Origin of the sequence: Streptococcus cuniculipharyngis, from assembly GCF_007859195.1 — a bacterium.
Lineage (GTDB): Bacteria > Bacillota > Bacilli > Lactobacillales > Streptococcaceae > Streptococcus > Streptococcus cuniculipharyngis.
Window position 1 is genome coordinate 539344 of the sequence record NZ_VOHL01000001.1, and the last position, 25171, is coordinate 564514.

Annotated in this window: 13 protein-coding genes; 6 read left to right on the forward strand and 7 right to left on the reverse strand. The window is 43.6% G+C overall.

Annotated features, from left to right (window positions below):
• Window positions 1–129: 129 nt before the first annotated feature.
• The 5 genes from FRX57_RS02625 to FRX57_RS02645 all read right to left on the reverse strand — a co-directional run bounded on the left by FRX57_RS02625 (window position 130) and on the right by FRX57_RS02645 (window position 11736).
• Complete coding sequence (locus FRX57_RS02625) at window positions 130–6840, reverse strand: discoidin domain-containing protein (protein WP_186600809.1); 6711 nt, start codon at window positions 6838–6840, stop codon at window positions 130–132.
• Window positions 6841–6999: 159 nt separating this feature from the next.
• Window positions 7000–7995 (reverse strand): tagatose-bisphosphate aldolase, encoded by a 996-nt coding sequence (gene lacD / locus FRX57_RS02630; protein ID WP_146566349.1) that lies wholly within the window; start codon window positions 7993–7995, stop codon window positions 7000–7002.
• Between the two features lie 19 nt (window positions 7996–8014).
• Window positions 8015–9163 carry an N-acetylglucosamine-6-phosphate deacetylase gene (gene nagA, locus FRX57_RS02635; RefSeq protein ID WP_146566351.1) on the reverse strand — a complete coding sequence of 383 codons (1149 nt, stop codon included), beginning with the start codon at window positions 9161–9163 and terminating at the stop codon, window positions 8015–8017.
• A gap of 13 nt (window positions 9164–9176) precedes the next feature.
• Window positions 9177–10337 (reverse strand): AgaS family sugar isomerase, encoded by a 1161-nt coding sequence (locus FRX57_RS02640; RefSeq protein ID WP_146566353.1) that lies wholly within the window; start codon window positions 10335–10337, stop codon window positions 9177–9179.
• Window positions 10338–10578: 241 nt separating this feature from the next.
• Window positions 10579–11736: a helix-turn-helix transcriptional regulator gene (locus FRX57_RS02645; protein ID WP_146566355.1), complete on the reverse strand. Its 1158-nt coding sequence runs from the start codon at window positions 11734–11736 to the stop codon at window positions 10579–10581.
• A gap of 272 nt (window positions 11737–12008) precedes the next feature.
• Here FRX57_RS02645 and FRX57_RS02650 point away from each other — a divergent pair, with 272 nt between their 5' ends.
• From FRX57_RS02650 to FRX57_RS02670, 5 genes are all read left to right on the forward strand, one after another.
• A complete protein-coding gene (locus FRX57_RS02650) occupies window positions 12009–12494 on the forward strand; it encodes a PTS sugar transporter subunit IIB (RefSeq protein WP_146566357.1) in 486 nt (161 codons plus the stop codon).
• Window positions 12495–12525: 31 nt separating this feature from the next.
• The gene (locus FRX57_RS02655) at window positions 12526–13437 is read left to right on the forward strand and encodes a PTS mannose/fructose/sorbose/N-acetylgalactosamine transporter subunit IIC (protein WP_146566359.1); all 912 of its coding nucleotides are present in this window, start codon (window positions 12526–12528) and stop codon (window positions 13435–13437) included.
• Entirely contained in the window at window positions 13424–14242 is an 819-nt protein-coding gene (locus FRX57_RS02660) for a PTS system mannose/fructose/sorbose family transporter subunit IID (protein ID WP_146566361.1), read from the forward strand. Before FRX57_RS02655 ends, FRX57_RS02660 begins: the two co-directional genes overlap by 14 nt.
• Before the next feature lie 3 nt (window positions 14243–14245).
• Window positions 14246–14650 (forward strand): PTS sugar transporter subunit IIA, encoded by a 405-nt coding sequence (locus FRX57_RS02665; RefSeq protein ID WP_146566363.1) that lies wholly within the window; start codon window positions 14246–14248, stop codon window positions 14648–14650.
• A gap of 217 nt (window positions 14651–14867) precedes the next feature.
• Window positions 14868–16178 (forward strand): uracil-xanthine permease family protein, encoded by a 1311-nt coding sequence (locus FRX57_RS02670; protein ID WP_146566372.1) that lies wholly within the window; start codon window positions 14868–14870, stop codon window positions 16176–16178.
• A gap of 120 nt (window positions 16179–16298) precedes the next feature.
• Here the strand turns inward: FRX57_RS02670 and FRX57_RS02675 are convergent, their stop codons facing one another.
• Window positions 16299–22988, reverse strand: coding sequence for a ZmpA/ZmpB/ZmpC family metallo-endopeptidase (locus tag FRX57_RS02675; protein WP_146566374.1), 6690 nt, complete (start codon window positions 22986–22988; stop codon window positions 16299–16301).
• A 231-nt stretch (window positions 22989–23219) separates the two neighbouring features.
• On the reverse strand, window positions 23220–24524 hold the full coding sequence (gene eno / locus FRX57_RS02680; protein WP_146566376.1) for a surface-displayed alpha-enolase: 1305 nt from the start codon (window positions 24522–24524) through the stop codon (window positions 23220–23222).
• Window positions 24525–24694: 170 nt separating this feature from the next.
• On the opposite strand from eno, the gene FRX57_RS02685 reads away from it, so the two are divergent.
• Window positions 24695–25144, forward strand: a complete 450-nt coding sequence (locus tag FRX57_RS02685) for a YueI family protein (protein WP_146566379.1) — start codon at window positions 24695–24697, stop codon at window positions 25142–25144.
• The last annotated feature ends 27 nt before the right edge of the window (window positions 25145–25171 follow it).

Here is a 25171-nt window from a genome sequence, read left to right on the forward strand (position 1 = left end):
GTTAGTGTCAATAAATTTTCAGAAAAATCTTTATAGAAAAATTCTTCCCATTACTCTATCAGCTTTTATTGATGCCATTAAAAATCAATGAGGGCCTTTGGACCCCCATTGATAACTCAAACGACTAACTTAGTCTTCTTTTTTACGTAAACCTAGTCCTGCTAATAGGCTTAGTCCCAAACCAGTCAGACTCAGAAGAAGGCTGCTTTGACTAGCTGTCTTAGGCAATTCCTGCTGACTGACCGCTTGATTGATACTAGTTGGTTTTGGTTGAGTCATGGCTTGTTCAACCTTAGCAACCAATTGTTGATAGTCTTGCGGATTAGTTTGCGCTAGACTCAGTGGTGAGTGTGTTTTAGCTACAGGCTGACAAGACTCTTCAACCATTGATTTTTTCACTTCTTCCAATGGATAAGTTGGGTATTCTACCTCTTCCGGTTGACCTACCGCAAAGTCATACCTCGGTACTTCTACGCTTTCCGGAGTGCCGACTGCAAAGTCATACTTCGGTACTTCTACAGTCTCTGGTTGGCCGACTGCAAAGTCATACTTCGGTACTTCTACGCTCTCTGGTTGGCCTACCGCAAAGTCATACTTCGGTACTTCTACAGTTTCTGGTTGACCTACCGCAAAATCATACTTCGGCACTTCTACAGTCTCTGGTTGGCCGACTGCAAAGTCATACTTCGGTACTTCTACGCTCTCTGGTTGGCCTACCGCAAAGTCATACTTCGGTACTTCTACAGTTTCTGGTTGACCTACCGCAAAGTCATACTTCGGCACTTCTACAGTTTCTGGTTGACCGACTGCAAAATCATACTTCGGTACTTCTACAGTCTCTGGTTGACCGACTGCAAAGTCATACTTCGGTACTTCTACAGTTTCTGGTTGACCTACCGCAAAGTCATACTTCGGTACTTCTACGCTTTCCGGAGTACCGACTGCAAAGTCATACCGGGGCACTTCTACGCTTTCCGGAGTACCGACTGCAAAGTCATACCGGGGCACTTCTACGCTTTCCGGAGTGCCGACTTGAGTCTCATATTCTGGTGTCAAGCCGTTCAGGAGACCGACAATCCAGTCTAGGCTCTCACGGTTCCATTCACCAGCCTCAATCAACTGAGCTTTGCCTGCTTCAATCTCAGCTAGAACGTGCTCATTCTTGGCACCTTGCAAACGTTCGCGAGCTGCTGCTAGAGCTTGTTCCCATGGGCTTTCATCAAGTTCAGGTTTCAAGGCATTCAGAACACCAACAATCCAATCCATGCTTTCTGGGGTCCACTGGTTATTGTCTTTCAACTCTTGACGAGCAGCTTCAAGTTCTGCCAAGACACCTTCGTTTTTAGCGCCTTGCAAACGTTCTTGGGCTGCCGCTAGAGCCTTATTCCATGGTGTTTCATCTAGTTGCTCAATCTCAGCTTGGGCATCTGGCATGACATAGACCTCTTGACCAGAGATAAAGCCTCCTAGACTACCTAACCAGTTAATTTTGACAAAGCGACCCTTGGTATCTGGATTGAAGAGGGCAACCTTATCTTGATTATTGTAGTCCCAAAGAATGTATTTGCCCTTGTTAGCAGGGGTGTAATTGACACCGTCTTCACTAACTTCTAGCGATAGGGCAATCACGGTTCCATTTCCAGCGTCAGGACGTGGGACATAAACCAAATGGTCAAGGTTGACTGATTTGCCCATATCAAGGACAAGAGAAGATGGCACGGCATCTGGATTTTCCCAATCACTATGGTAGAGGGTGTTTTCATCGCCATCAATCAAGCGATTAACGTCGTAGCCTGCTTGGTCTGCTGCTTCTGCCCGAGCACTTACTGGAACATAGCGACGACTTGGTGTTTTAGCCAAGGTTTGACCGGTAATGGTACTTGGAGCTGATTTACCAAGTGGGTTGACCGCAGACACGCGTAGCTTGTAGCTAGTGCTTGGGTCAAGGCTATAAAGGTCAAAGCTGGTTTCCTCAGTACGAGCTACCTCAACATAGCGAGTTTCGCCATTCTCGGTTACCTCTTTTTCAATGATGTAACGTCTTGCTTCTGGGCTAGCATCCCAACTCAAACTTAAACTACCTTGTGTTTCACGACCGACTTGGAGATTAAGCGGTGCTACTGGCACTTGATTGTAGGTTTCAGCTGAACGGACAGGCTCATTGTTGACAGATGTAACTGCTTGATTGTTACCAACTAGGATACCTTCATTACTGCTGAAGTCTAGGGTCACATCTTTAAGAGCTTTCAGACGGACAGTTGCCACTGCTCCTGAACCAGTCATGAGTGGCTTGTCGCCAAAGTTGACAAAGGTAAAGACAACATCTGTTTCAGAACCACGTGTTTTCACGTTGGAGAAGTTTTCCGCCTGTTTGGTAAAGGCATTGTTGGCTGTGACCTTATTACCAACAACAGCCAAGGCACTAGCATCCAACTTGAAGGTTGAAGTCAAGGCATTCACTCGGTTGAGGTCTTCTGCCATGAGGGTTACTTCGGTCTCCTCACCAGCTTTCAATTCCAATTTATTGCTAGTAAAGTAGAGATGGCCGGTTGGTTTTTGCGTTTCTGGTCTAGCGATGCCACCTTCTAATTGGGTCGCGATAACATTGATGTCTTGAGCGTCAATCAAGCCATTCTTATTGCTATCCACATGCTTGATATAATCAAAGTCATTGTCAACGCTCCGCAAGCCGGTGTAGTTGAGGAAGGACGTTTTATCATCTTCAGTAATCTTGCCATCGTTGTTGATGTCACCTGGAACAATCATCTTGCTACCTGGTTTCTTGAAGAAGAGCAATTCTTCACCAGAGATATAACCATTGTGGCTGTTGCTGATGTTCATGTAAATGTAGCGAGCCTTGCGGTCAACATTTAATTTCTTGACCTTAGTTTCGCCACGCCAGTCAGCTTGGTAAGCGTCACTCCAGTCTTCACCATCTTCACTAAATTGGAAGGTTGCCCAGTTAATCTTACCGTTACGACCACCATCGCCACGTTGATGGTACTCGAGATAATCCAAGTCATAGATACCACCGAGGTCGATTTGAATATAAGAATTTTTCTCTACCTTGGTCTTCCAATCACTGTGGAAAATATCACCTTTCTTCTTGTTGAAGAACTTGTCGATACCTTGACCCTTTTGTTGTTTGATGTTGGTGTCAACCTTGGTAGGATCGATGTCAATGGCATTCAACCATGGGTCCTCACTGGTCTTGGCATTGACGACATTGGTCCAATCAGAAACGCCCTTGGCATTGACTGCACGCACTTCAAAGCTATGGCTGCTAGCGTATGGCAAATCACCAAAGTTAAATTCAGTTGCCTTGATGCCACTGTAAACCACGCCATTATGGCGAACTTGGTAGCTTTCTGCCCCTTCTGACGGTGACCAAGTTACCTTCATGCTGTTTGATGAGATAAAGCTTTCTGGCACAGCCAAGTTCTCTGGCATAGCTGGAAGAGCAAGATTTTCTGGCACTTCTTTTGGCTTGGCTTGGTTGGTGTAGCCGTCCAAAGTCACTTGAATGTCAGACTGGGTCACATCAAGCTTGGCCAATTTAACCTTAACCAGTGGATTTTTCACCACTTCAAGGTTTTGAATGTCGCTACTACGAGGGTTGTAAGTGTCCATCTTCGGTGTAGCGTCATAGTAGAAGACATTGCTGCCAGCCTTGTATTCTTCCAAACTGTTGACACGTCTGAGGGTCACTTCTTGACCGTTGACGGTTGCGGTAACATTATTGACATCTTGGGAAACATTGACATGAAGTTCTGTCGTTTTTTCTTTCACAAAACCATCAAAACTACCTTGAGTACGGTTAATGGTCAAAACTGCTTGACCAACTTGGTTGGAGTCAGCAGCATGGCTTTCAATCAGAGTAGTTGCTAGCTGACCAGTCTTGTAACCAATTGTTGTACCATCATCTTCATAAAGCTTGAATTGACTACCTTGATGTGGATAGAATTGCAGTAAACGATTGCTACGGTCAATCTCTTCTGGGTTGTTATTGGCATTGACCATTGGGATAATAGCACCGTTCTTAACAAAGACTGGAATCTTCCAAAGTGGGGCTGCAAAGCCATTGATAACCTGACCACCCTCGTATTTCTCACCAGTGTAGAAGTCTAGCCATTCGACACCATTTGGCAGGTAGATATTATCACGAACATCATCACCGTTAGCTTTCATGGCTGTATTTTTATAAACTGGTGCCACAAGGAAGCTATCCCCATACATGTACTGGTATTGCACCGCCTTGGTGTAGTTAATCATGTCATCTGGGAAATCCATCAGCATGGCACGGACAATCGGTTTACCAGAGCTTGCCGCATCATGACCGTATGAATAGGCATACGGTAGCAAGGTTGACTTGGTCTTGAGCGAGATACGGTTAAGGTCGGTAATTCTGTCGTCAAATGAGAATGGTGTTTTTGGCTTAGCCCCCCAACCATCAATATTCATCATGACTGAGCTAAAGGTTTTCCACTGATATTCACGGGCATTGATGACAGGGTCTGCTCCGCCAAAGATACCATCCATATCAGAACCTACGTTTGGATTACCAGACAAGCCCATACCGATATAGGTTGGAATGTGGAAACGGATATACTCCCACTGACCGCCAACCTGGTCACCACTCCAGATAGAGGCCGCACGCTGGGTACCAGCCCAACCATCAAGAGAAACGATAAATGGACGAGCGCTTTCTGGACTCTTTTCTGTCAACAGTTTTGAAGCCGCATCAACCCCATTGAGACCGAAGGAATAACCAGGACCTACCCAGGCCACGTCAGTTTTAACCGCACGAATACCAGCCTCTGTTACCTCTTTGTCAAAATCACGATGGAGAATTGGATTTTTCTTAGGGTCAGTGTCATAGAGGTCAGACTGGGTCCAAAGACCAACCTTAATCCCTCTTTCCTTGGCATAATCAACAAAGGATTTCAGATTTTGAATATTGGCATCAATATTTGACTCTTGACCATACCCTGAACCATAACCATCATTTGGCATGAAGTAAGAAATTGGCATATCATAGTTCTTATAGCGGTCAATAACCGCACGAGCCGAGAACTTGTAGTTGTTTTTCTCACCATTGAGTGACTCTTGAACGGCTTGAGGACGTTTATCCTCTGGCAGTTGATTTGGTTGATACTCACGGTAGTACTTGCCATCAAGAAGCACTGCTCCTGGTGTCCCTTCTGGAACTTCTACCCAGTAATCACGGTTGTAGGTGTTAAGATGTCCTAAGTAGTTGGCAAACTCTGGCAAGACCGCTGGTGCCCCTGTCAACTCATAGTAGGCCCGTAAAATCTCAGTGGCATCCTTTCCTGGGCTAACAAAGTAGTAGGCATCAAAGCGTTCTTCCTTGTGGCTGCTAGTCAGGAGTTTATCATTATTGGTTCCGAAATCGTACTGCCCTTGTTTGAACGTATTACGCAGAACGCCATAACCACGCGTTGACCAGTAGAATGGACTTGGTGAAGCGACCCCACCGTCAACCCAGTTATTTTCATTGACGATATTGATTTTTTCGCCCTTATGCGTGAAGCGACCATTTTGCATCCCACCACCGAAGAAATACTCATTTTTCCCTTGGGAAAGGGTTTGAGTAGTGCTGTCTTTGTCAAATTGCACCGGCAAAACTTCCTTGGTGATGACACGGTCAGTCGCCTTGTCAACAATGCTCATGCGAGCCGTTAGCTTGTCAAAGACCAATTTGAGCGTATCTGTTTCAACGACATAACTACTATCATCTGTCACTAAGCGACCAATGGTGCCATATTGGGCCTGATAGGCAGCCTTGTCCTTAATGGTGATGGTTGCTGGACGGTCTGCACGACTTGGCACTGGTGTATCAACAAATTCCGCGTCAGCTTTTTCAATATTATAGCGGAAAACATTATCCGTATAGAGGTTGAGCTTTGCTTTTTGACCTGTTTCAAAGCGGATAAGGGCCTGACCATTGGCAAAAGTAAAGTCAGTAATAGCACCAAGACCATTGGCTGGCTTTTCAAATGGTAGGTCTGGTAGGACATCATCTGGTGTGCCACCTCCTGCCGAAGAAGGCGCAGCCATTTCCTGAGGTTGTGGTTTAAACTCATATAATTTTATCTCGCGCAAGCCAACCTGGTTAACTGGATTACCACTGACTGTTTCTGCTTTCAACAGTCGCAATACCAAGCGATTCGCTTCCAGATTATTCAACTGATGAGATACCACTGCTTGATCATAAGGAATGCTTACTTGACCACTATCGTAAACTCGTTCATCTCCTTGGTAAGCTTCTACTTGATACTGAGTTAGGCTAGCCTCTTCACTAACCTGCTTGTAAATGTCCAATTTGTTTAATTGAATTGGTTGCTCAGCTGCCTTGACCGTAATAGTCAGGGTTTGGGATAGCTGAGTTGGCTGAGCAGTATCAGTTTCCCTAGCTGATTGAACTTGCAATGCTGCCACTGAAGATGAACTCTTATCACCATCCGTTAATTTTGCTAGATTCTCTGCCTCTTGAACTGTTTTAACATCTCCCGTCAACTCTACACGGTCACTGCCTAGCTCAAGAACATTGCCTTCCCCAGTTTCCGTTTCGGCCACTGAACTTGATGGTGTTGGATTGTCTTGTTCATCTGCTACTGGAGTTGCTGAAGATTCAGACGGAGTCGTTTCCGTCTCTTGAGTAGATGAGTCTACTGAACTTACTGTCTCAGTTTCTGCGCCTTCTGCTAAAACACTGGTCTCTGTTCCCACAGCCAAAAAACTCATGGCAATTAAACTAGAACATAGGCCAAAACTCAATTTTCGTAAGGCATATTTAGGTTTTTGATTCATAGGTAACATTGAAATAATCTCCCTTCTAATATTGAAATCGCTTTCTTTTATGTGGTGAAATAATGTGAGTGCTGACACCCACATTAATCCACGACAAAGCCCTCTTTTGACCGCATTGGCAAAAGAGGGGGTTGAATTTGGCACTTAACCAAATTCCTAATGAAACGCTTAGTTTACACGTTCTGTCCATGGGGTTGCCGCTTGAGCAATGACTGCATTAAGGTCCTCAATATTTTTTCGACCATGTTCTGCTAACCAAGCACGCCCTGCTTCATCACCATCTTTAGCAAAAACAGCTACAGCATCAGCCCAAGTTGCACGACCACAGAGAACACCATTGAAGGTTGACCCTGCTTCTTTAGCAAACAAGAGGGTGTCTTGGAAAAGACTTGCTGAAACCCCTGCACTCAAGAAGATAAATGGTAGGTGTGTCGCATCTGATTGCGCCTTGAAGAGGTCAAGAGCTTCTTGGCGACTATAAAGTGGCTCAACACCCTCCTTAGTGAATCCTTCAACATAGGCCATATTGACCGGTACTTCTACCTTCAAAACATCTGCATGGTAACGGTCATCTGAGAATACCTTCATTGCCTCAATAACCTTATGAGGTTTCAATTTAGCATACTCAGGACTTTGAACATCCATGTCACTGGCATCATAGCTAACAATTTCCAAGAAATAAGGAATGTCCTCGGCCACACATTCTGAACCAACACGCTCAACCCACGCTTTTTTAACATCGTTGATGTCATCACTATCATCAACATCAAAGTAAATCAAGACCTTAACAGCGTCTGCACCCAATTCTTTAATGCGTTTTGCTGACCAGTTTGGCAAAAGGTCTGGAATACGACCAACTGCTGACGCATCGTAACCTGTTTTTTCATAAGCCACAATCAAACCGCTATTTTCATGACGAAGTTTGGTTGCAGGCACACCGTACTCAGGGTCAAGCAGGATTGAGGTTGAAAATGGTGTCAATTCTTGCGAAATCAATTCTTTGAAACGTACGATACCGTCCTCACCAGTAGAGCCACCACCTGCTGCAATCATCTTGCGAAGGGCACCACGTTGGTCAATGGCAAGAGCTCCAATAACATGGTCGTCGCTAGACAAGTTTTTCATGTGTTGCAATTTTCCTGGTGTAAGTGTTAGTTTTTTCATGATAGTTCCTTTCTTCAAACTATTTTTCATAATGGGCTTGCCCATTGATATAAGTTGCTTGTAAATTAAAGTCGTCATCAAGGACGATAAAGTCTGCTGGGTGACCGGCTGCTAGTTGACCACACACCTTTTCCAGTCCGACAGACAAGGCTGGGTTGTAGCTGGCCATTTGCAGGGCTTGGGCTGGACTGGCTAGCCCCCATTTGATGACGTTTTGCACGGCAGTCATTAATTCAAGGACTGAACCTGCCAGGCTACCGTTAGAAGTCAAGCGAGCTGCCCCATTTTTGACCTCTACATCAAATTCTCCCAGTTTAGATTGGCAATCACCCAAGCCGCCAGCCCGCATACAGTCGGTAATCAAGACCAGTCTGTCTGGTGCCGACATTTCCTTGACAATCTTGGCTGATACAGGGTGAACATGGTGACCATCACAAATCAGCTCATTGAATTGACCCAAGGTAAGAGCTGCCCCGACCACACCGGGTTCTCGGTGATGAAGCCCCCGCATACCATTGTAGGTATGAACAAAGATGTTGGCTCCTGCTTCCACCGCTGCTTGGCATTGGTCATAGGTGGCATCCGTGTGAGCTAGGGCAGTGTAGATACCCTCACGCTTGGCATGTTGAATAAAGTCAACCGCTCCCTGACGTTCAGGGGCTAGAGCAATTTTCCTGACCAGTCCTTGTGATAGTTCCTGCCACTGGTCTAGTTGAGTCTTATCTGGATCCCCCATATAACTCGGATTTTGTGCCCCCTTGTAAGTCTCGGTGAAAAATGGCCCTTCAAGGAAAATCCCTTGCATTTTTGCCCCCTTGGCATGCGGAGCAACTTGACCAATCAACTGACAGACCTTATCCAATTCTTCCTTGGCTGCGGTCAAGGTCGTTGGTAAATAGGAGGTTACCCCACAAGAGGGAAGATGTTCAGAAATTTTCTCCAAACCTTCCGCTGAAGCATCCATGACGTCATGCCCCATAAAACCATGGATATGGGTATCAACCAAACCTGGGGCGATGCTAAAGTTGCCGTAATCAATAATCTGACCATCTGTCGGCTTTTCTTTTTGATAATCTCCAAAGCGACCATCTTCTAAAATTGGCAGATAACCGGCCTCTTTTTCTTCATTAAGATAGTAGAAACGTTTAGCGTAAAGATAAGATGTCATAAGCATTAACTTTCTAAGCTAGGGGATGAATAATAACTCCTTTAACCACACGGTTGACCGTTCCTGTTGGCGATGGTGTATCTGGTTTATTGTCAACCTTGATTGAGGCCAAGAGGGAGATGGTTTGACCAAAGACAGCGTATGGCAGAGCCAGATAGGCATCTGGAATAGTGCAATAGCCTTCTTCAAACCTAAAGTTCTCACCAGCAAAATTACGCTCCTGTTGGACTTGGACCCCACAGACCAATTTAGCAATCTCATCGCCAGCCAACTCTTCCAAGATGTCTAGGTCATATTGACGCGTGTAAGCGTCGTTTGAGACAAAGGTAAAGACCAAAGTCTTTTCATTCACAAAGGATTTTGGACCGTGACGGAAACCAAGAGAAGAATCAAAGGCCGTTGCCATCTTACCAGCTGTCAATTCTAAGATTTTTAGTTGAACTTCACGTGCCAAACCTGCCAAAGCTCCAGAACCTAGATAAACAATACGGTCAAAATCAAGGTCAACATAGGCCTGCAACTGCTCCTCAGCAGCCAAAACTTGCTCGCCCATCTTGACAATAGCTCCCACATGGCCAGCCTTTTCCTCCAAAGACGCTTGATCAAACAAGAGAGTAGCTGTCAAGGTCATGCAGGTAAAGCTTCCTGTCATGGCAAAACCTGCGTCATTAGCTCGTTCTGGCATCATGAGCAAGAGATTTTTCTCATCGCCAGCTGCTTTTTGAGCTAACTGGCCTTCTGGAGCACAAGTAATCGTGATTTGGTAGAAATCATCAACGATTTGCTGACCTAATTCAACACTGGCTACACTTTCTGGCGAATTGCCTGAGCGAGCAAAGGATACCAAGACAGTTGGCTCATCCTTTTTGAAGTAGTCATGTGGGTTAGACACCAGATTAGTTGTTGCTACCGACTGGAATTCAAAACGTTTCTCATCACCCACACGTTTCAAATAAGGTAGGACGGTATCTCCGGCATATTGAGATGTTCCTGCACCAGTAAAAATCACACGCAATTTGCCTGAAGGCAATTGGTTGAGAAAATCTTGAATACGCTCAAGGTTATCTTGATAATAGGTAAAAGCTTCTGTCCAGAGTTCCGGTTGCTGCTTGATTTCACGTGTTGTGATTTCAGCCCCCAGTTGCTCTAGTTCAGCTTTAGATAGTTGAAACATAAAAGACCTCCTTTTTCCTCAATGATAAAGAGAAAATAATTAACCACAATAAGTTTGGTAACCAATAATATAGGATATTAAGTGGAATACTTCCAACTACTCTCAGTATAACCAAGTCCTTTAGGAAGTGCTACCGCTTTATTTAACAAATTTAAGCGCTTTCTTAACAGTATAAGATGATTTCTACCTGGTCCTGACCTGACTCTCAAGACGCAAAAACCTGACCAAAACTTGGTCAGGCTTAAATCTGTTTATATAATTTTTTTGAATACTGCGAAGGAGAATAACCAAAAGTTGTTTTAAAGGCCCTAGAGAAAGCCGGCAAAGAACTATAACCACTGAGCACAGCTATTTCAGCCAAGGAGTAACTCGAATCCCTCATCAAAATTTTGGCCTGCTTCAACCGTTGTTGACCAATATAGGTATGGGGGGCCATCCCCATGAAACGCTGAAAGAGGGTTTGAATATTCGACCGAGAAATCCCAAAAGTTTCACTCAAATCAGCCACTCGAATATCTGGTTTCTCCTTAATATAGGCTGTGAGTTTTTGGAAAATATCTTGATCATATTTCTCTTTCATCGAAGAAATTGGACTAGATTGCTCGGTTTGCGAAGAAGATTCAAAAATCAAGGACAGGATAAACAATTTCAAATGCCCCAATAATAAATCATTTTTATAGGGCTTGTTTTCTTCCTCGCTAATTCGTACAAAGGTTTCTAGTTGAGCAATTTGCCCCTGTGTTAAGTGAAAAACGCGATCAAAAAACTGCGTATCAAGAAGGGTCATATTGAATAAGATAGTAATATAAGTCGTGGTCTTATCAACAACCACCGATTGAGAATGCGATTGATTGCGCTGGTAGAGAATCGCATCGTTACGCTCTAAATGATAGGAAATCCCATCAACGGTTGTTTCCAAACTCCCTTGCTCAACAATCGTTAATTCACAATAGTTATGACTTTCTGTTGGAAAATGGTAAGGAGCTTTTTTCACCTGATAATAGAGCGTAAAAATTTCATCAATCTGAACCTGTTGTTCAATTGATTGCCACTCCAAAGAAGCCGTCAAGGGGTGTTTTGAAATTTTAGAAGCCACCGATTGCTTAAAAATCACCTGACTTTCATCGGACACACTGATAATATTGAAATAAACATGTGGGTTAATCTTAATACTACCGTGCAGCATGAATTTTTCAAACCTCCCATCAGGTTCCTGAGCCACTGCCAACATGGTAATGCCTGATTTAGCCGTCAGAAAAACGGGCCGATCATAGGAAAATAGGTAATTAATGGCCTTATTATCCACATCAACAATCTTTTTGGCATAAGACTTGGGACCACTACTGGCAACTGATTTAAAATAACTATTCTGTGCGATTGCAGAGGTTTTAGTGAACATGCTCTCCCTCCCTTTCTATGCTCTTATTATACCATGCAAAACTAACTTTATTAAATGAAAACCCTTTATTCTTGTAAAAATATTGTCTAAAAAACTAAAATTGTTAAATTAAAAGATTGCTTTTCTTTTTAAATGGGGGTAAGATATAGGTATAAGGTAAGCGTTTTCCAAGAAGCGATAACAATCTTCTATAAAGTGTATCAGCTCCTTGATAATCGCCTACCATCAGAAGTTAAACAAAAAAATATCTTATATAATGGAGGATAATTCTTATGGCAATTATTGCAACACGTATTGACGGTCGTCTGATTCATGGTCAGGTCGCTAACCTATGGACGACAAAACTCAACATTACTCGTATCATGGTTGTTGACAATGAAGTGGTTAACAGTGATATTGAAAAAGCTGGTTTGAAACTAGCTACCCCTGCTGGTGTCAAACTTTCTATTTTAACCGTAGAAAAAGCCGCAGCAAATATCCTAGCGGGTAAATATGATAGCCAACGCTTGCTTATTGTGGCTAAAAAACCTGACCGCTTCCTTGGTTTGGTAGAACACGGTGTTGACTTAAAAGAAGTTAACGTTGGTAACATGTCACACAGCCCAGAAACGCGCTCAGTGACTCAATCAATCAATGTGGTTGACGAAGATATCCGCGTCTTTGATGAGCTTAATGCCAAAGGGGTTAACCTGATTGCTCAAATGGTGCCAGGAGATACGGCAAAACCCTTCCTACCACTACTTGATAAAGTAAGATAATAAAGAAATAAATTTTTTAGGAGGATACATCATGATTCAATGGTGGCAAATACTTTTACTAACCTTGTACTCAGCTTATCAAATCTGTGATGAGTTGACCATCGTATCATCTGCTGGATCGCCAGTTTTCGCTGGATTTGTTTCTGGCTTGATTATGGGAGATGTAGCAACTGGTCTAGCCATCGGTGCTAGCTTGCAGCTCATGGTACTTGGTGTCGGAACTTTCGGTGGAGCATCTCGTATCGACGCAACTTCAGGTGCTGTTCTTGCAACTGCCTTCTCAATTGCTCAAGGGATTAAGCCTGAAATTGCCGTTGCGACTATCGCCGTACCAGTAGCTTCTCTACTTACTTATACAGACGTTCTTGGACGTTTCTCAACAACTTTCTTCGCTCACCGTATCGATGCTGCAGTGGAACGCTTTGACTACAAAGGTATCGAACGCAACTACTTGATGGGAGCAATCCCTTGGGCTGCTTCTCGTGCAGTTCCCGTACTTCTTGCCCTTGCTTTTGGTGGTAGCTTGGTTGAGTCCTTGGTTGCTGGCGTTGAACAAGTTCAATGGTTGGCTAATGGTCTAACCCTAGCAGGTCGCATGTTGCCAGGTCTTGGTTTTGCTATCTTGCTTCGTTACCTACCACTTAAACGTAACCTACACTACCTAGCTTTTGGTTTTGCCATTACTGCTATGCTCATGGTGGTTTACGCTAACATCCAAGGTCTTGGTGGTGCTGTTGCTAGCATGCTTGAACCAGTTAACAAACTCTTGCCAGAAGATGCTGCAGTTGCCTTTAGCAATAACTTCAAAGGACTTCCAATGATTGGTATCGCCATTGTCGGTATCTTCCTCTCAGTCCAACACTATAAAAACAGCCAACGCACTGTTGTCGCTGCACCAGCATCATCTGTAGAAAGCGAGGAAATTGAAGATGACGAAATCTAATTACAAATTAACAAAAGAAGATTTTAACCAAATCAACAAACGTAGTCTCTTTGCTTACCAACTCGGTTGGAACTACGAGCGTATGCAGGGTTCAGGCTATCTCTACATTATTTTGCCACAGTTGCGTAAAATGTATGGTGATGGAACACCTGAATTGAAAGAAATGATGCAGTTGCATACTCAATTCTTCAACACTTCAAACTACTTCCATACCATCATTACTGGTATTGACCTTGCCCTTGAAGAAACTGAAGGGGTGGCTTCAAAAGATGCGGTTAACGGTATCAAGACTGGTCTCATGGGACCATTTGCCCCAGTCGGTGACTCTGTCTTTGCCTCACTCGTTCCAGCTATCATGGGAACAATCGCAGCAACCATGGCCTCACAAGGTAGCCCTGTTGGTATCTTCATGTGGGTGGCTGTTGCCATGGCCATCAACGTCTTCCGCTGGAAACAGCTAGAAATTGCCTACCGTGAAGGAACCAAACTGGTAACAACCATGCGTAGCCAACTCAATGCTCTTGTTGATGCTGCTTCTGTCATGGGGGTATTCATGGTCGGAGCCTTGATTGCAACAATGATTAACTTTGAAGTCTCTTGGGCACCAACAATCGGTGAAAAAGTCATTGATGTCCAAGACCTCTTGAACTCAATCTTCCCACGACTTGTTCCTGCTCTATTTACTGGTTTTGTGTTCTGGATTCTTGGCCGTAAGGGCATGACTCCTACCAAGGCTATCCTAATCATCATCCTGCTTGCAGTTGGTGTTTCTGCCTTCGGTCACTTCTTCTTTGGAATGGGGTAAGATATGGCAAAACAACTTGTACTAATCAGTCATGGTAGTTTCTGTGAAGGCCTCAAGGCCAGTACAGAAATGCTGATGGGACCTCAAGACAACATCCACACTGTTGTCCTTGAACCAAGCGAGGGAGCTGATGATTTCCGGCAAAAGCTAGAAGACACCATCAAAGATTTTGAAGAATTTGTTGTCTTCTGTGATTTGCAAGGGGGCACACCATGTAACGTTGCTTCTCGCCTGCTCCTTGAAGGTCGCCAGTTTGACCTCTATGCCGGCATGAGCATGCCAATGGTCATCGGCTTTATCAATAATGAATTGGTTAATCTTGATGAAGATTTGGTTGAATTTGCCAAAGTTAACACCATGAAAATCAATGACATGCTCTTCAGTTCAGATGATGACGATGATGATTAACTCATCACATAAGACCCACAGTTACTCTATGTGGGTCTTTTTCTTAACCCTGAAATTATTTAACATTCGCTTTTTACACATATTTTTCTTTGCCAATACTAGAAAGAGAGTTTATTTTTTGTTTTATCGAATTATTCGTTTATACCACATGATAATCAGTTGTTTTTTTCTTTTGTTTCTGATATAATAGCCCTATCTTAACATTAAGGAGTTTCACATGTCAAAACATCCATCTACTACTACCCAGCAAGAGATGATTTACCGGATTGATGATAAACCACCCTTTGCCATCACCCTAATTCTAGCCTGCCAACATATCTTGGCTGCTTTCGCCGGAATCATCGCCGTTCCTCTCGTCATTGGCAGTGCCCTCAATATGAAGGTGCAAGACATTTCCTTCATGGTTGGAGCTACCATTTTTGCCTCTGGCATCACAACCATGATTCAATCACGGGGACTCGGTCCTGTTGGCTCCCGTCTAGCAGGAATGATGGGAACTGACTTCACCTTTGTCAATCCCTCCATTAGTGTTGGCGCCAAATTTGGTGTAGCAGGTATTGTCACAGCAACGATTACAGGGGCTGTCGTTGAAATCATCCTCAGCCAATTTATTAAACCCCTCATGCGATTTTTCCCACCTCTGATTACTGGAATTGTGGTTTCCCTCATTGGAATTACCCTCCTGCCTGTCAGTATCGATTGGGCAGCTGGTGGCTACGGTGCTGCTGATTATGGCTCCCTAAAAAATCTCGCCATTGCTTTTACGATCATGCTCTTTACCCTTTTCTTGAATCATTTTGGCAAAGGCATGTGGAAGACAGCCGCCGTCTTTATTGGTATGGTTTTTGGCTATCTCATCTGTATTCCTTTAAACATGGTGGACCTCAGTGCAGTTCAAGAAGCCAGCTGGCTAGAGATTCCCAATCTTCTCCGCTACGGCCTCAAATTTGATTTAGCTTCGACCCTTTCCTTTGTTCCTGCCTACATTGTTTCAAGCATTGGTACCGTCGGGGTCATGATGGCTATCGGCCAAGCATCACAGGTTAAGGTCTCTAAAGACCGTGCTGCTGCTGGTGTTCTAGCGGACGGCCTAGGTTCACTGATTTCTGGCCTGTTCGGCGCTGGTCCTAACACCGCCTTCTCACAAAATGTTGGGCTCATTGCCCTAACCAAGGTAGCCAGCACTCACGTCATGATTGTAGCGGGTGCCATCCTAGCCTTACTCGGTATCTTTCCTAAATTAAGTGCGCTAATTTCAGTCATGCCACAACCTGTTCTAGGAGGTGTGGGGATGATTATGTTCGGCCTAGTTGCAGCACAAGGCTTAAAAATTCTCAGTCAAATTGACCTGGGCGACCGGGAACTTTTGATTATTTCTATCGCATTTGCTCTCGGTATCGGTGTCACTGTTCGCCCTGACTTTTTACAAAATCTTCCTACTGCTCTCCAAATGATTTTCTCATCTGGCATTTCAACAGGAACCTTAGTCGCCCTAGTTTTAAATATTCTATTAAAAAAGAAGGCCTAACCATCTCAATCTAAAGCAAAGGATTTAACCTGATGAGGTTAAATCCTTTGCTATTTCTATTGAAATCAACGACTAAAACCACCCCAACTAAAAGTGTTGAGGTGGTTTTTTAGATTAACTCTACTGATAGATTGATTGTCGGAAATCATCGGTATCTAATAGATAAGCTCGATAAATAGCCTCTTTCAAGACTGCTGTTTCTTTTGGATTATTAGCAACTGTCTGAGTCATCAAGGTCTTGATTTGCTCATAAGTCGCCTGATAGGTCTTGCCTTTATAGGTAAAGCTGACAGGTTTCAAATTGCCTGCCTTAGCCTTAGCTAATCGACCTTCCAACATATCCAACTTAAAGGCTGCAAAATCTTGGTATTTATCTCCGAAAGTTTCTTTCAAAATGTAGCGATCATTATAATCTTGACGATCATTAATGGCTTTTCGTCTCAATTTATCAGAAGCGTAATTAAGCATACCTTCATAACCGAGTTCCGCCCATAATTCATAGGATAAACGCTTGAAGGTTAGGTTATCTGGTGACTTGTCATAAGTCAAGGCGCCATACATTGGAACAAACATTAAACTAACATTGTAACCTGTATTTTCATAAGCGCGATCTTTAGCATATTCATCGTTAGTCGCAATCACAACTTGGTTATTAACCAAATCTGCCAAACTATTAAAGCTTAGACTCGCCCATTCCTCTGCCGTAATAGCACGGTTACGCGCTAGAACTTTACCTTCATTAACAGCATCCATCCGTCTAAACAATTGTTTTTGTTTTTGGAGTGGGCTAGCAAGGTAAACTTCTCCCTCAATGGCATCTAGGGTATAAATAACATCAAACATCCCCCGAACGTACTCATCAACGTCAGCCATATTTTGGAAACGGTCAACATTAGCATTATAATTCCTTTGCGTTGCAAATTTACCATCATTGTCATTGAGATAATCCGCATGTAAGTTTAGGCCGATACGTTTATTTTGGGCACCATTAACACTTTCAAAGAAACCAGTTGTAAAGGAATCCGCACCTAGACCCGGTCTTCTACCATAACCGCCGAGATACACCCGACCGTCTAGATTGTGGGTCATCTCATGGGTTGTCAAGGCTTGACCATAATCACTAATCATAGTATCAACAACAAAGTGGGTTAGGCTACCTGTTGCATAGGCCCCTGTTCCATTAGGCGCATACCATTTACCGATTGGACCAAAGAAGTCCAACATCCGATTAGAAGCGGTCTCCCCATAAGGTTGCATCCAGGTTTTTCGATTGTTGTAGAGGTAACCATCCCAGTTTGGAATTGGCATCCCTCTATTCGTATGTAACCTATCTTTTACCTCTGGTTTAGCAATTCGATACCATAAATCGTAATAATCTCGTTGTTTTTCAGCCGCCTTTCTCACCTTAGCTTGATAATCTTCTACTTGTTTCTGATAAGCTGCTGGATCTTTCTCCTTAAGCGACATGTCAATACCACGGTCATACATGCCAAAGTTAATGGTTGTCATATTGTTGATAATGAAGATTCCTTCATCTGACAGGGTCAACAAAGGCAGAAGATAAGATTGTAGGTTTGGCCGGGATGATAAGGATTGGTAAACTTCTGTGTTGGCACTTGGGACTTCTTGTGAAGGGGTCTCAACAATATAGGCCTTACTTGAAGATTTGAACCAATCATTATCGGATTGACTGGTCAATAACTTATTGTAGGCGCTGAGGTAATCCATAATGGTTGTTTTACCATTCTTACTACCTAGATAAGTCTGATACGTTTCAGAACTCTTACTAAACATCAAGTTATTCACACCACTAGCACCCAGATTGATGATTAGGTCAGTTGGGTTAACTGTTTGACCAAAGAAATCTTGTCTGAAGAGAGACAGGTCTTTAATGTTCTTATCACCATAATTAACATTATAAAGACGGTCCACATAGGCCAAGCCCAGCAGGAGCTTTTCTTTGTTCTTCAAGAATTTATCTCGCAGGTAATCTAGATTAGCCCTACCATCAGCTTTCGTTGCATAAATAGCTTCTTGAGATAAAAGTGATTTGAGATAAGTACGGATATTCTCTTTAACCTTATCATAGGTTGGTTGAAGGTAGAGTGGATCTATTTGGCGAGCCATTAAGGATTGTTTGGCCTGTTCATTGTTGCTAGCTTTTATCCGCTCTCTTTCAGCAATCAGAAGACTATTGTCATAGTTCAAGTTTGGATAAAGCTTAGTTAATCCATTGAAATAATCGACAGCTTGAAGACTCTCTGTCAACTCATCTAGAAGAGCCTCCTGATCTTGGATAAATTGATCTGGGGTATAGATCAATGCTGTACCAGCTAGGCTATACTCCTTAACCTGACTATTCTTAAAGAACTGACCGTTGGTTAAGTCAACATAATCAACTGTTCCATCGAGATAATGCAACATCAAGCGATTGATCTGTCCATGCTGACTATAGTAATCCGTTACAAATTGATTGTCAACCATCGGCACTAGACTAACCAACTCCGTCGTGTAGAGCTTGCTAGACTTGTCCACCTGATTTCCATATTTGATAATGGTCTCTGCATTATATAGTGGCAATAGTTTTTCAATATTGTTATAAGCCATCTGATTAGCACTATGATAACCCGGTAGCTGACTATAATCCACTCGACGTTCTTGAGTTTCTCCAAGAGTAAACTCAAAACCATCACGGTAGCTGGTCTGACCATCTACTGTCTCAACCATTTCCGGCCATGCTAATTTGACCTTATAGCTATCACCATCTGCAACGATTTGATCAACTGGTAATAAAACATCTTTAATCTTATCAGATTCAAGTTTAACAAAGTAAGTTGATAGATCCTCCGGAATACCAGTCAAATCAGTTTGTTTGACCAATTGCCCATTGTCATATTTATAGAGAGTCGTTTGATAAACATCTTTAAAGACGACTTTTTTCAGGTTTAACTCTACTGGATCTGGGTAAGTTTGAGTTTCTTGTTCAGGTCCACGACGAAGGTCATAGGTCATCTCTGTTTTTATCGTATAAGGAAGATTGTAAGCCAAGCCTTCTACCAAAACTGGTTGACTCAAGTCTGTCACGGGCACTTCCTTAATCAATTTTTCCCCGTCATAGAATTTAACCACAGCTGCCTGGTAAGCCTGCTCTGAATCCGTCAATTGATAAGTCAGGCGGACTTGCTTGGCCTCATCATCTGTTTCAACAGTTTTCAGCTCAAGCACCGGTTTTGTTTTCAGGCTCAACTCCACTGTCTGGTCATGAGAGATCGTCTTTGATTGTTGACCATCTCGCAAGTCATAAGTTAAGTCCGTCTTGAAACGATAGGGTACACCATAAGACAGGTCGGACAAGTCTACCGGCTCACTAAAGTCAGTGATGCTTACTTCCTTAACCAGCTGGTCTCCATTGTACACCTTGACCAAACCACCGCTAACCGTCTTATCTCTATCGGTTAACTCAAAGGTCAAACGGGCACTTCGAGTATCATCATTCTTGACGACTTCCACTAAGGCTAGGCTTGGCTCTGCTTTCAGGCTCAACTCCACTGTCTGGTCATGAGAGACCGTCTTAGATTGTTGACCATCTCGCAAGTCATAAGTTAAGTCCGTCTTGAAACGATAGGGTACACCATAAGACAGGTCGGACAAGTCTACTGGCTCACTAAAGTCAGTGATGCTTACTGCCTTAACTAGCTGGTCTCCTTCGTAAACCTTGACCAAACCACCGCTAACCGTCTTATCTCTATCGGTTAACTCAAAGGTCAAACGGGCACTTCGAGTGTCATCATTCTTGACGACGTCCACTAAAGCTAGGCTGGGCTCGGCTTTCAGGCTCAACTCCACTGTCTGGTCATGAGAGACCGTCTTAGATTGTTGACCATCTCGCAAGTCGTAAGTTAAGTCCGTCTTGAAACGATAGGGTACACCATAAGACAGGTCGGACAAGTCTACTGGCTCACTAAAGTCAGTGACGCTTACTTCCTTAACTAGCTGGTCTCCATTGTACACCTTGACCAAACCACCGCTAACCGTCTTATCTCTATCGGTTAACTCAAAGGTCAAACGGGCACTTCGGGTGTCATCATTCTTGACGACTTCCACTAAGGCTAGGCTTGGCTCTGCTTTCAGGCTCAACTCCACTGTCTGGTCATGAGAGACCGTCTTAGATTGTTGACCATCTCTCAGATTATAAACCAACTCAGACTCAAAAGTATACGGCACACCATAAGACAGGTCGGACAAGTCTACTGGCTCACTAAAGTCAGTGACGCTTACTTCCTTAACTAGCTGGTCTCCATTGTACACCTTGACCAAACCACCGCTAACCGTCTTATCTCTATCGGTTAACTCAAAGGTCAAACGGGCACTTCGGGTGTCATCATTCTTGACGACTTCCACTAAGGCTAGGCTTGGCTCTGCTTTCAGGCTCAACTCCACTGTCTGGTCATGAGAGACCGTCTTAGATTGTTGACCATCTCTCAGATTATAAACCAACTCAGACTCAAAAGTATACGGCACACCATAAGACAAGTCCTTAATCTCAAACGGTTGACTCAAGTCTGTCACGCTTACTTCTTTTACCAACTTATCAGCGTCATAGACACGTACAATCAACCGCTCAACAGCTTGATCGGGATCACTTAAACGGTAGGATAATTGAGCATTAGCCGCATCATCATCTTTTTCTACCTTGGTTAAGCTCAATTCTGGTGTCGCTTTTAAGCGTCCATTCAGCCGCTCCATAGCCTCTTTCAAGGACAAGAGACTGGCATCCACCTGTTCCTGGGTTACTTGATTAGTCAACAACACCTGTTGCGCCGCTTGTAAGGCTTGGTCATACTGCTCTTTGGCCTGTACATCCGCGTAAACATATCGAATGGTTTCTTGCAGCTCTGGGTCCTGGCTAACTAATTGGGCCAGGGCTGACTTGTCCACAACAGGCTCTTCGGTTGATGAACTTGGCGTGCTATCTGGCTCGCTGCTGCTTGTTTCTGGTTGAGAAGCACTTGAGCTACTTGATGGCTCGCTGCTACTTGACTCTGGTTGAGAAGAACTTGAGCTACTTGATGGCTCGCTGCTACTTGATTCAGGCTGAGAAGAACTTGAGCTACTTGATGGCTCGCTACTGCTTGACTCTGGTTGAGAAGCACTTGAGCTACTTGATGGCTCACTACTACTTGACTCTGGTTGAGAAGAACTTGAGCTACTTGATGGCTCGCTGCTACTTGATTCAGGCTGAGAAGAACTTGCGCTACTTGATGGCTCACTACTGCTTGATTCTGGCTGAGAAGCACTTGCACTACTTGATGGCTCGCTGCTGCCTAACTCTGGTTGAGAAGTGCTAGATGGGCTTACTGGAACTTCCTTAACGACACTGGTTGAACTTGCTGGTAGCTCTGGAACAGGACTGACTGTTGAAGAGGCTGGCACGGTCTCTTCAACAGTTTCCTTAGTACTTGATGGCACCAGTGTCTGCTCTGTCTTGGTCTCCGTTGGTACAAGGACTGTCGTTTCCACCGTTGTTGAACTTTCAATCACCGTCTCACTAGTCTTGACCACTGGAACTTCCACAAGAACTTCCTTGACAACTTCTTCGCTTGTCGTCACTGTGGTCGCTGAAGGAACAGTCACTATCGTCTCTACCTCAGATACAATGGTTTCTACTTTCCCTTCTGAGGTGGTAGTTGAGCTAATTGTCTCACTGGTCTTGACCACTGGAACATCCACAAGAACTTCCTTGACAACCTCTTCAGTTGTCGTCACTGTGGTCGCTGAAGGAACAGTCACTATCGTCTCTACTTCTTTCACGACCTGAGTTGAGGATGGAACAGTCACTACTGCTTCGGTTTCCTTGATGACCTGACTTGATGACGGAACTAGGACCTCTTTCTCCACTTCCTTGACTACCTGGCTTGAAGATGGAACAGTCACTACTGCTTGACTCTCTTTAGTCGGCTGACTTGGAGCTGGTTCTGGCTGGATGGACTCACTCTCCGGCTTTGGCTCAGCTACTGGGCCCTTAACTTCTTCCAAGGGTGCTGTTGAGGAGCCTGGAACAGTCGCCACTTGTTCTGGTTTACCAGTGACCACTGAGCTTGAGACTGGCTCAGAAATCTTTGAACTTGCTTCAGTCTTGCTAGAGCTTAGGCTGGTTTCTGTCTCACTGGAGCTCGTCGGCAAGAGATCTGTCACTACCTTGTCCTGACAGCTACAAAGGGAAAGATAACCAATATACTTGTAGCCTGGAATCTCGGCCACGTCTGGCATTTTTTGGCCGGTTTGTAAGTGGTAAACTTGATTATAGGCTGATAATTTCTGACTTTGTAGGGCCTGAATACTTGGCACAAAGATTGTCCCTGATAGGGTAATCAACATGATAGATGAGACCAGACGCTCCTTTTTACCTCGGCTACTTGCCACCAGACTAATGCCCAAGACCACAAACAAGACCTGACCACCTACTGTTAATAGAGAGAGGGCCTGGCTGGCTGTACTTGGCAGGATACTATTGCCTGCTGGACGATAGACCAAGTAATAATTATGACAATGTGCATCATGAGTTGTCGGCAACCCCTCTTGAATAAGGGCCTTTTCATCTGCACTCAATTCATCCTCGGTCACATAATTATACTGGGTCAGGGGACTGTGAGACAGGCTAGTCGTCACCTGACTATCTGCCTGGACAGGGCTGCTTAGGCCGCCTCCGACAAAAAAGGCTCCTATCGCCAAAGAGACGATACCAACTGACAATTTCCTAATCGAAAATCTTAAATGTTTGTTAAATAAATCTGTCTTCTTTTGATTCATTTTCCTTCCTCCATTTTACACCCATTTACACCTTTATTATAGCAAAAAAAGGTATCTTTACTCCACAAATTAGTATCATAATTAAATAATTTTATAGGTTATAAGGCTTATATCACATAAACCGAATGATGTTTAATGTTTTTCAGTATTTTTCAAGAAAAACAGAAAAAACATCCTAGGAATATCCTAGAATGTTTCTCTCATCTTAAAGCACCGAAGGCCTTAGTTTGATTATTTTTTAAGGTTGTAGAATGAGTTCAATCCACGGTATTCTGCAACTTCACCAAGTTGATCTTCGATGCGAAGCAATTGGTTGTATTTTGCAATACGGTCAGTACGTGACAATGAACCTGTCTTGATTTGGCCAGCATTAGTTGCAACAGCGATATCTGAGATTGTTGAATCTTCAGTTTCACCTGAACGGTGAGATACAACCGCAGTGTAACCCGCTTCTTTAGCCATTTCAATCGCTTCAAATGTCTCAGTCAACGTACCGATTTGGTTAACTTTGATAAGGATTGAGTTAGCTGCACCTTCTTTGATACCTTTTGCAAGATATTCTGTATTAGTTACGAAGAAGTCATCACCAACCAATTGAACACGGTCACCAAGACGCTCAGTCAAAGCTTTCCAACCATCCCAATCGTTTTCATCCATACCGTCTTCGATAGTGATAATTGGGTATTTGTTAACCAATTCTTCAAGGTAGTCAACTTGTTCTGCTGCTGTACGAACGGCAGCACCTGCACCTTCAAATTTAGTGTAATCGTAAACTTGACGCTCTTTATCGTAGAATTCTGATGAAGCACAGTCAAATCCAATGAAGACTTCTTCACCTGGTTTGTAACCAGCAGCTTCGATCGCTTTTAGGATTGTTTCTACAGCATCTTCAGTACCGTCAAATTTTGGTGCAAAACCACCCTCGTCACCAACAGCTGTTTCAAGACCACGTTCTTTAAGGATTTTCTTAAGGGCATGGAAAATTTCAGCACCGTAACGAAGTCCTTCTTTAAATGTTGGAGCGCCAACTGGCAAAATCATGAACTCTTGGAAGGCAATTGGTGCGTCTGAGTGTGATCCACCATTGATGATGTTCATCATTGGTGTTGGAAGAACTTTAGCATTGAAGCCACCAAGGTAGTTATAAAGTGGTACTTCAAGGTAGTCAGCAGCTGCACGGGCAACAGCGATAGACACACCAAGAATAGCATTAGCGCCGAGTTTACCTTTGTTAGGTGTACCATCAAGCGCAATCATTGCACGGTCAATCGCTTGTTGATCACGAACATCATAACCGATAAGAGCTTCTGCGATAACATTATTAACGTTATCTACAGCTTTTTGTGTTCCAAGACCACCGTAACGAGATTTGTCACCATCACGAAGTTCTACTGCTTCATGCTCACCAGTAGAAGCACCTGAAGGTACCATACCACGGCCGAAAGCACCTGATTCAGTATAAACTTCTACTTCAAGTGTTGGGTTACCGCGTGAGTCTAGGACTTCGCGAGCGTAAACATCAGTAATAATTGACATGTTATTACTCTCCTTTGAGTTTAATTTGTTACCTTTTTATCATACCACAATTCGAGCCATTAGGCAAATCAAAGGTATATCTTTTGAAAAAAAGAGATGAAAAGCCTTGAAAACACTATTTCTCATCATTTGATGGTAGAATAAGGATATTAGATCAATGAGGAGTTGCTATGGAACATCTTGATAAAAAAATTTTAGAGGCCTCGGCTGGTGAACGTCGACTAAATCCTGACCAACAGCGAATCTATCTCGGCACCTTTGCCGAACGGGTCATCTTGGCTATTGAAGAGGAACAGGCCGACCAAGACCTCACACTTGACGTCTTTCCCCAGATTCTTGCTCAATTAAAGGGAGATTTCCCTAACTTGTCTGTGAAAATTTCTCCAAAATTAACACTCAACCACCAAATGACCTACCTCAAACTCTCTCAGCAAGCAAAAGCAACTGCCACTATTGTCAATGAAACAACTGCCAAATCTCCCTATGGTATCGTGGTTCATCATGATCGAGCGGTTACAGTTTCTTCCACCGACTTAAGTGCCTATTTACCGGAAAAAACTGCTATAGCACCCGAACAAACACAGAAAAAATCTTTTTTCAAAAAATTATTCGGCCACTAAAAAACGATGGAAGCCAAGCTTCCACCG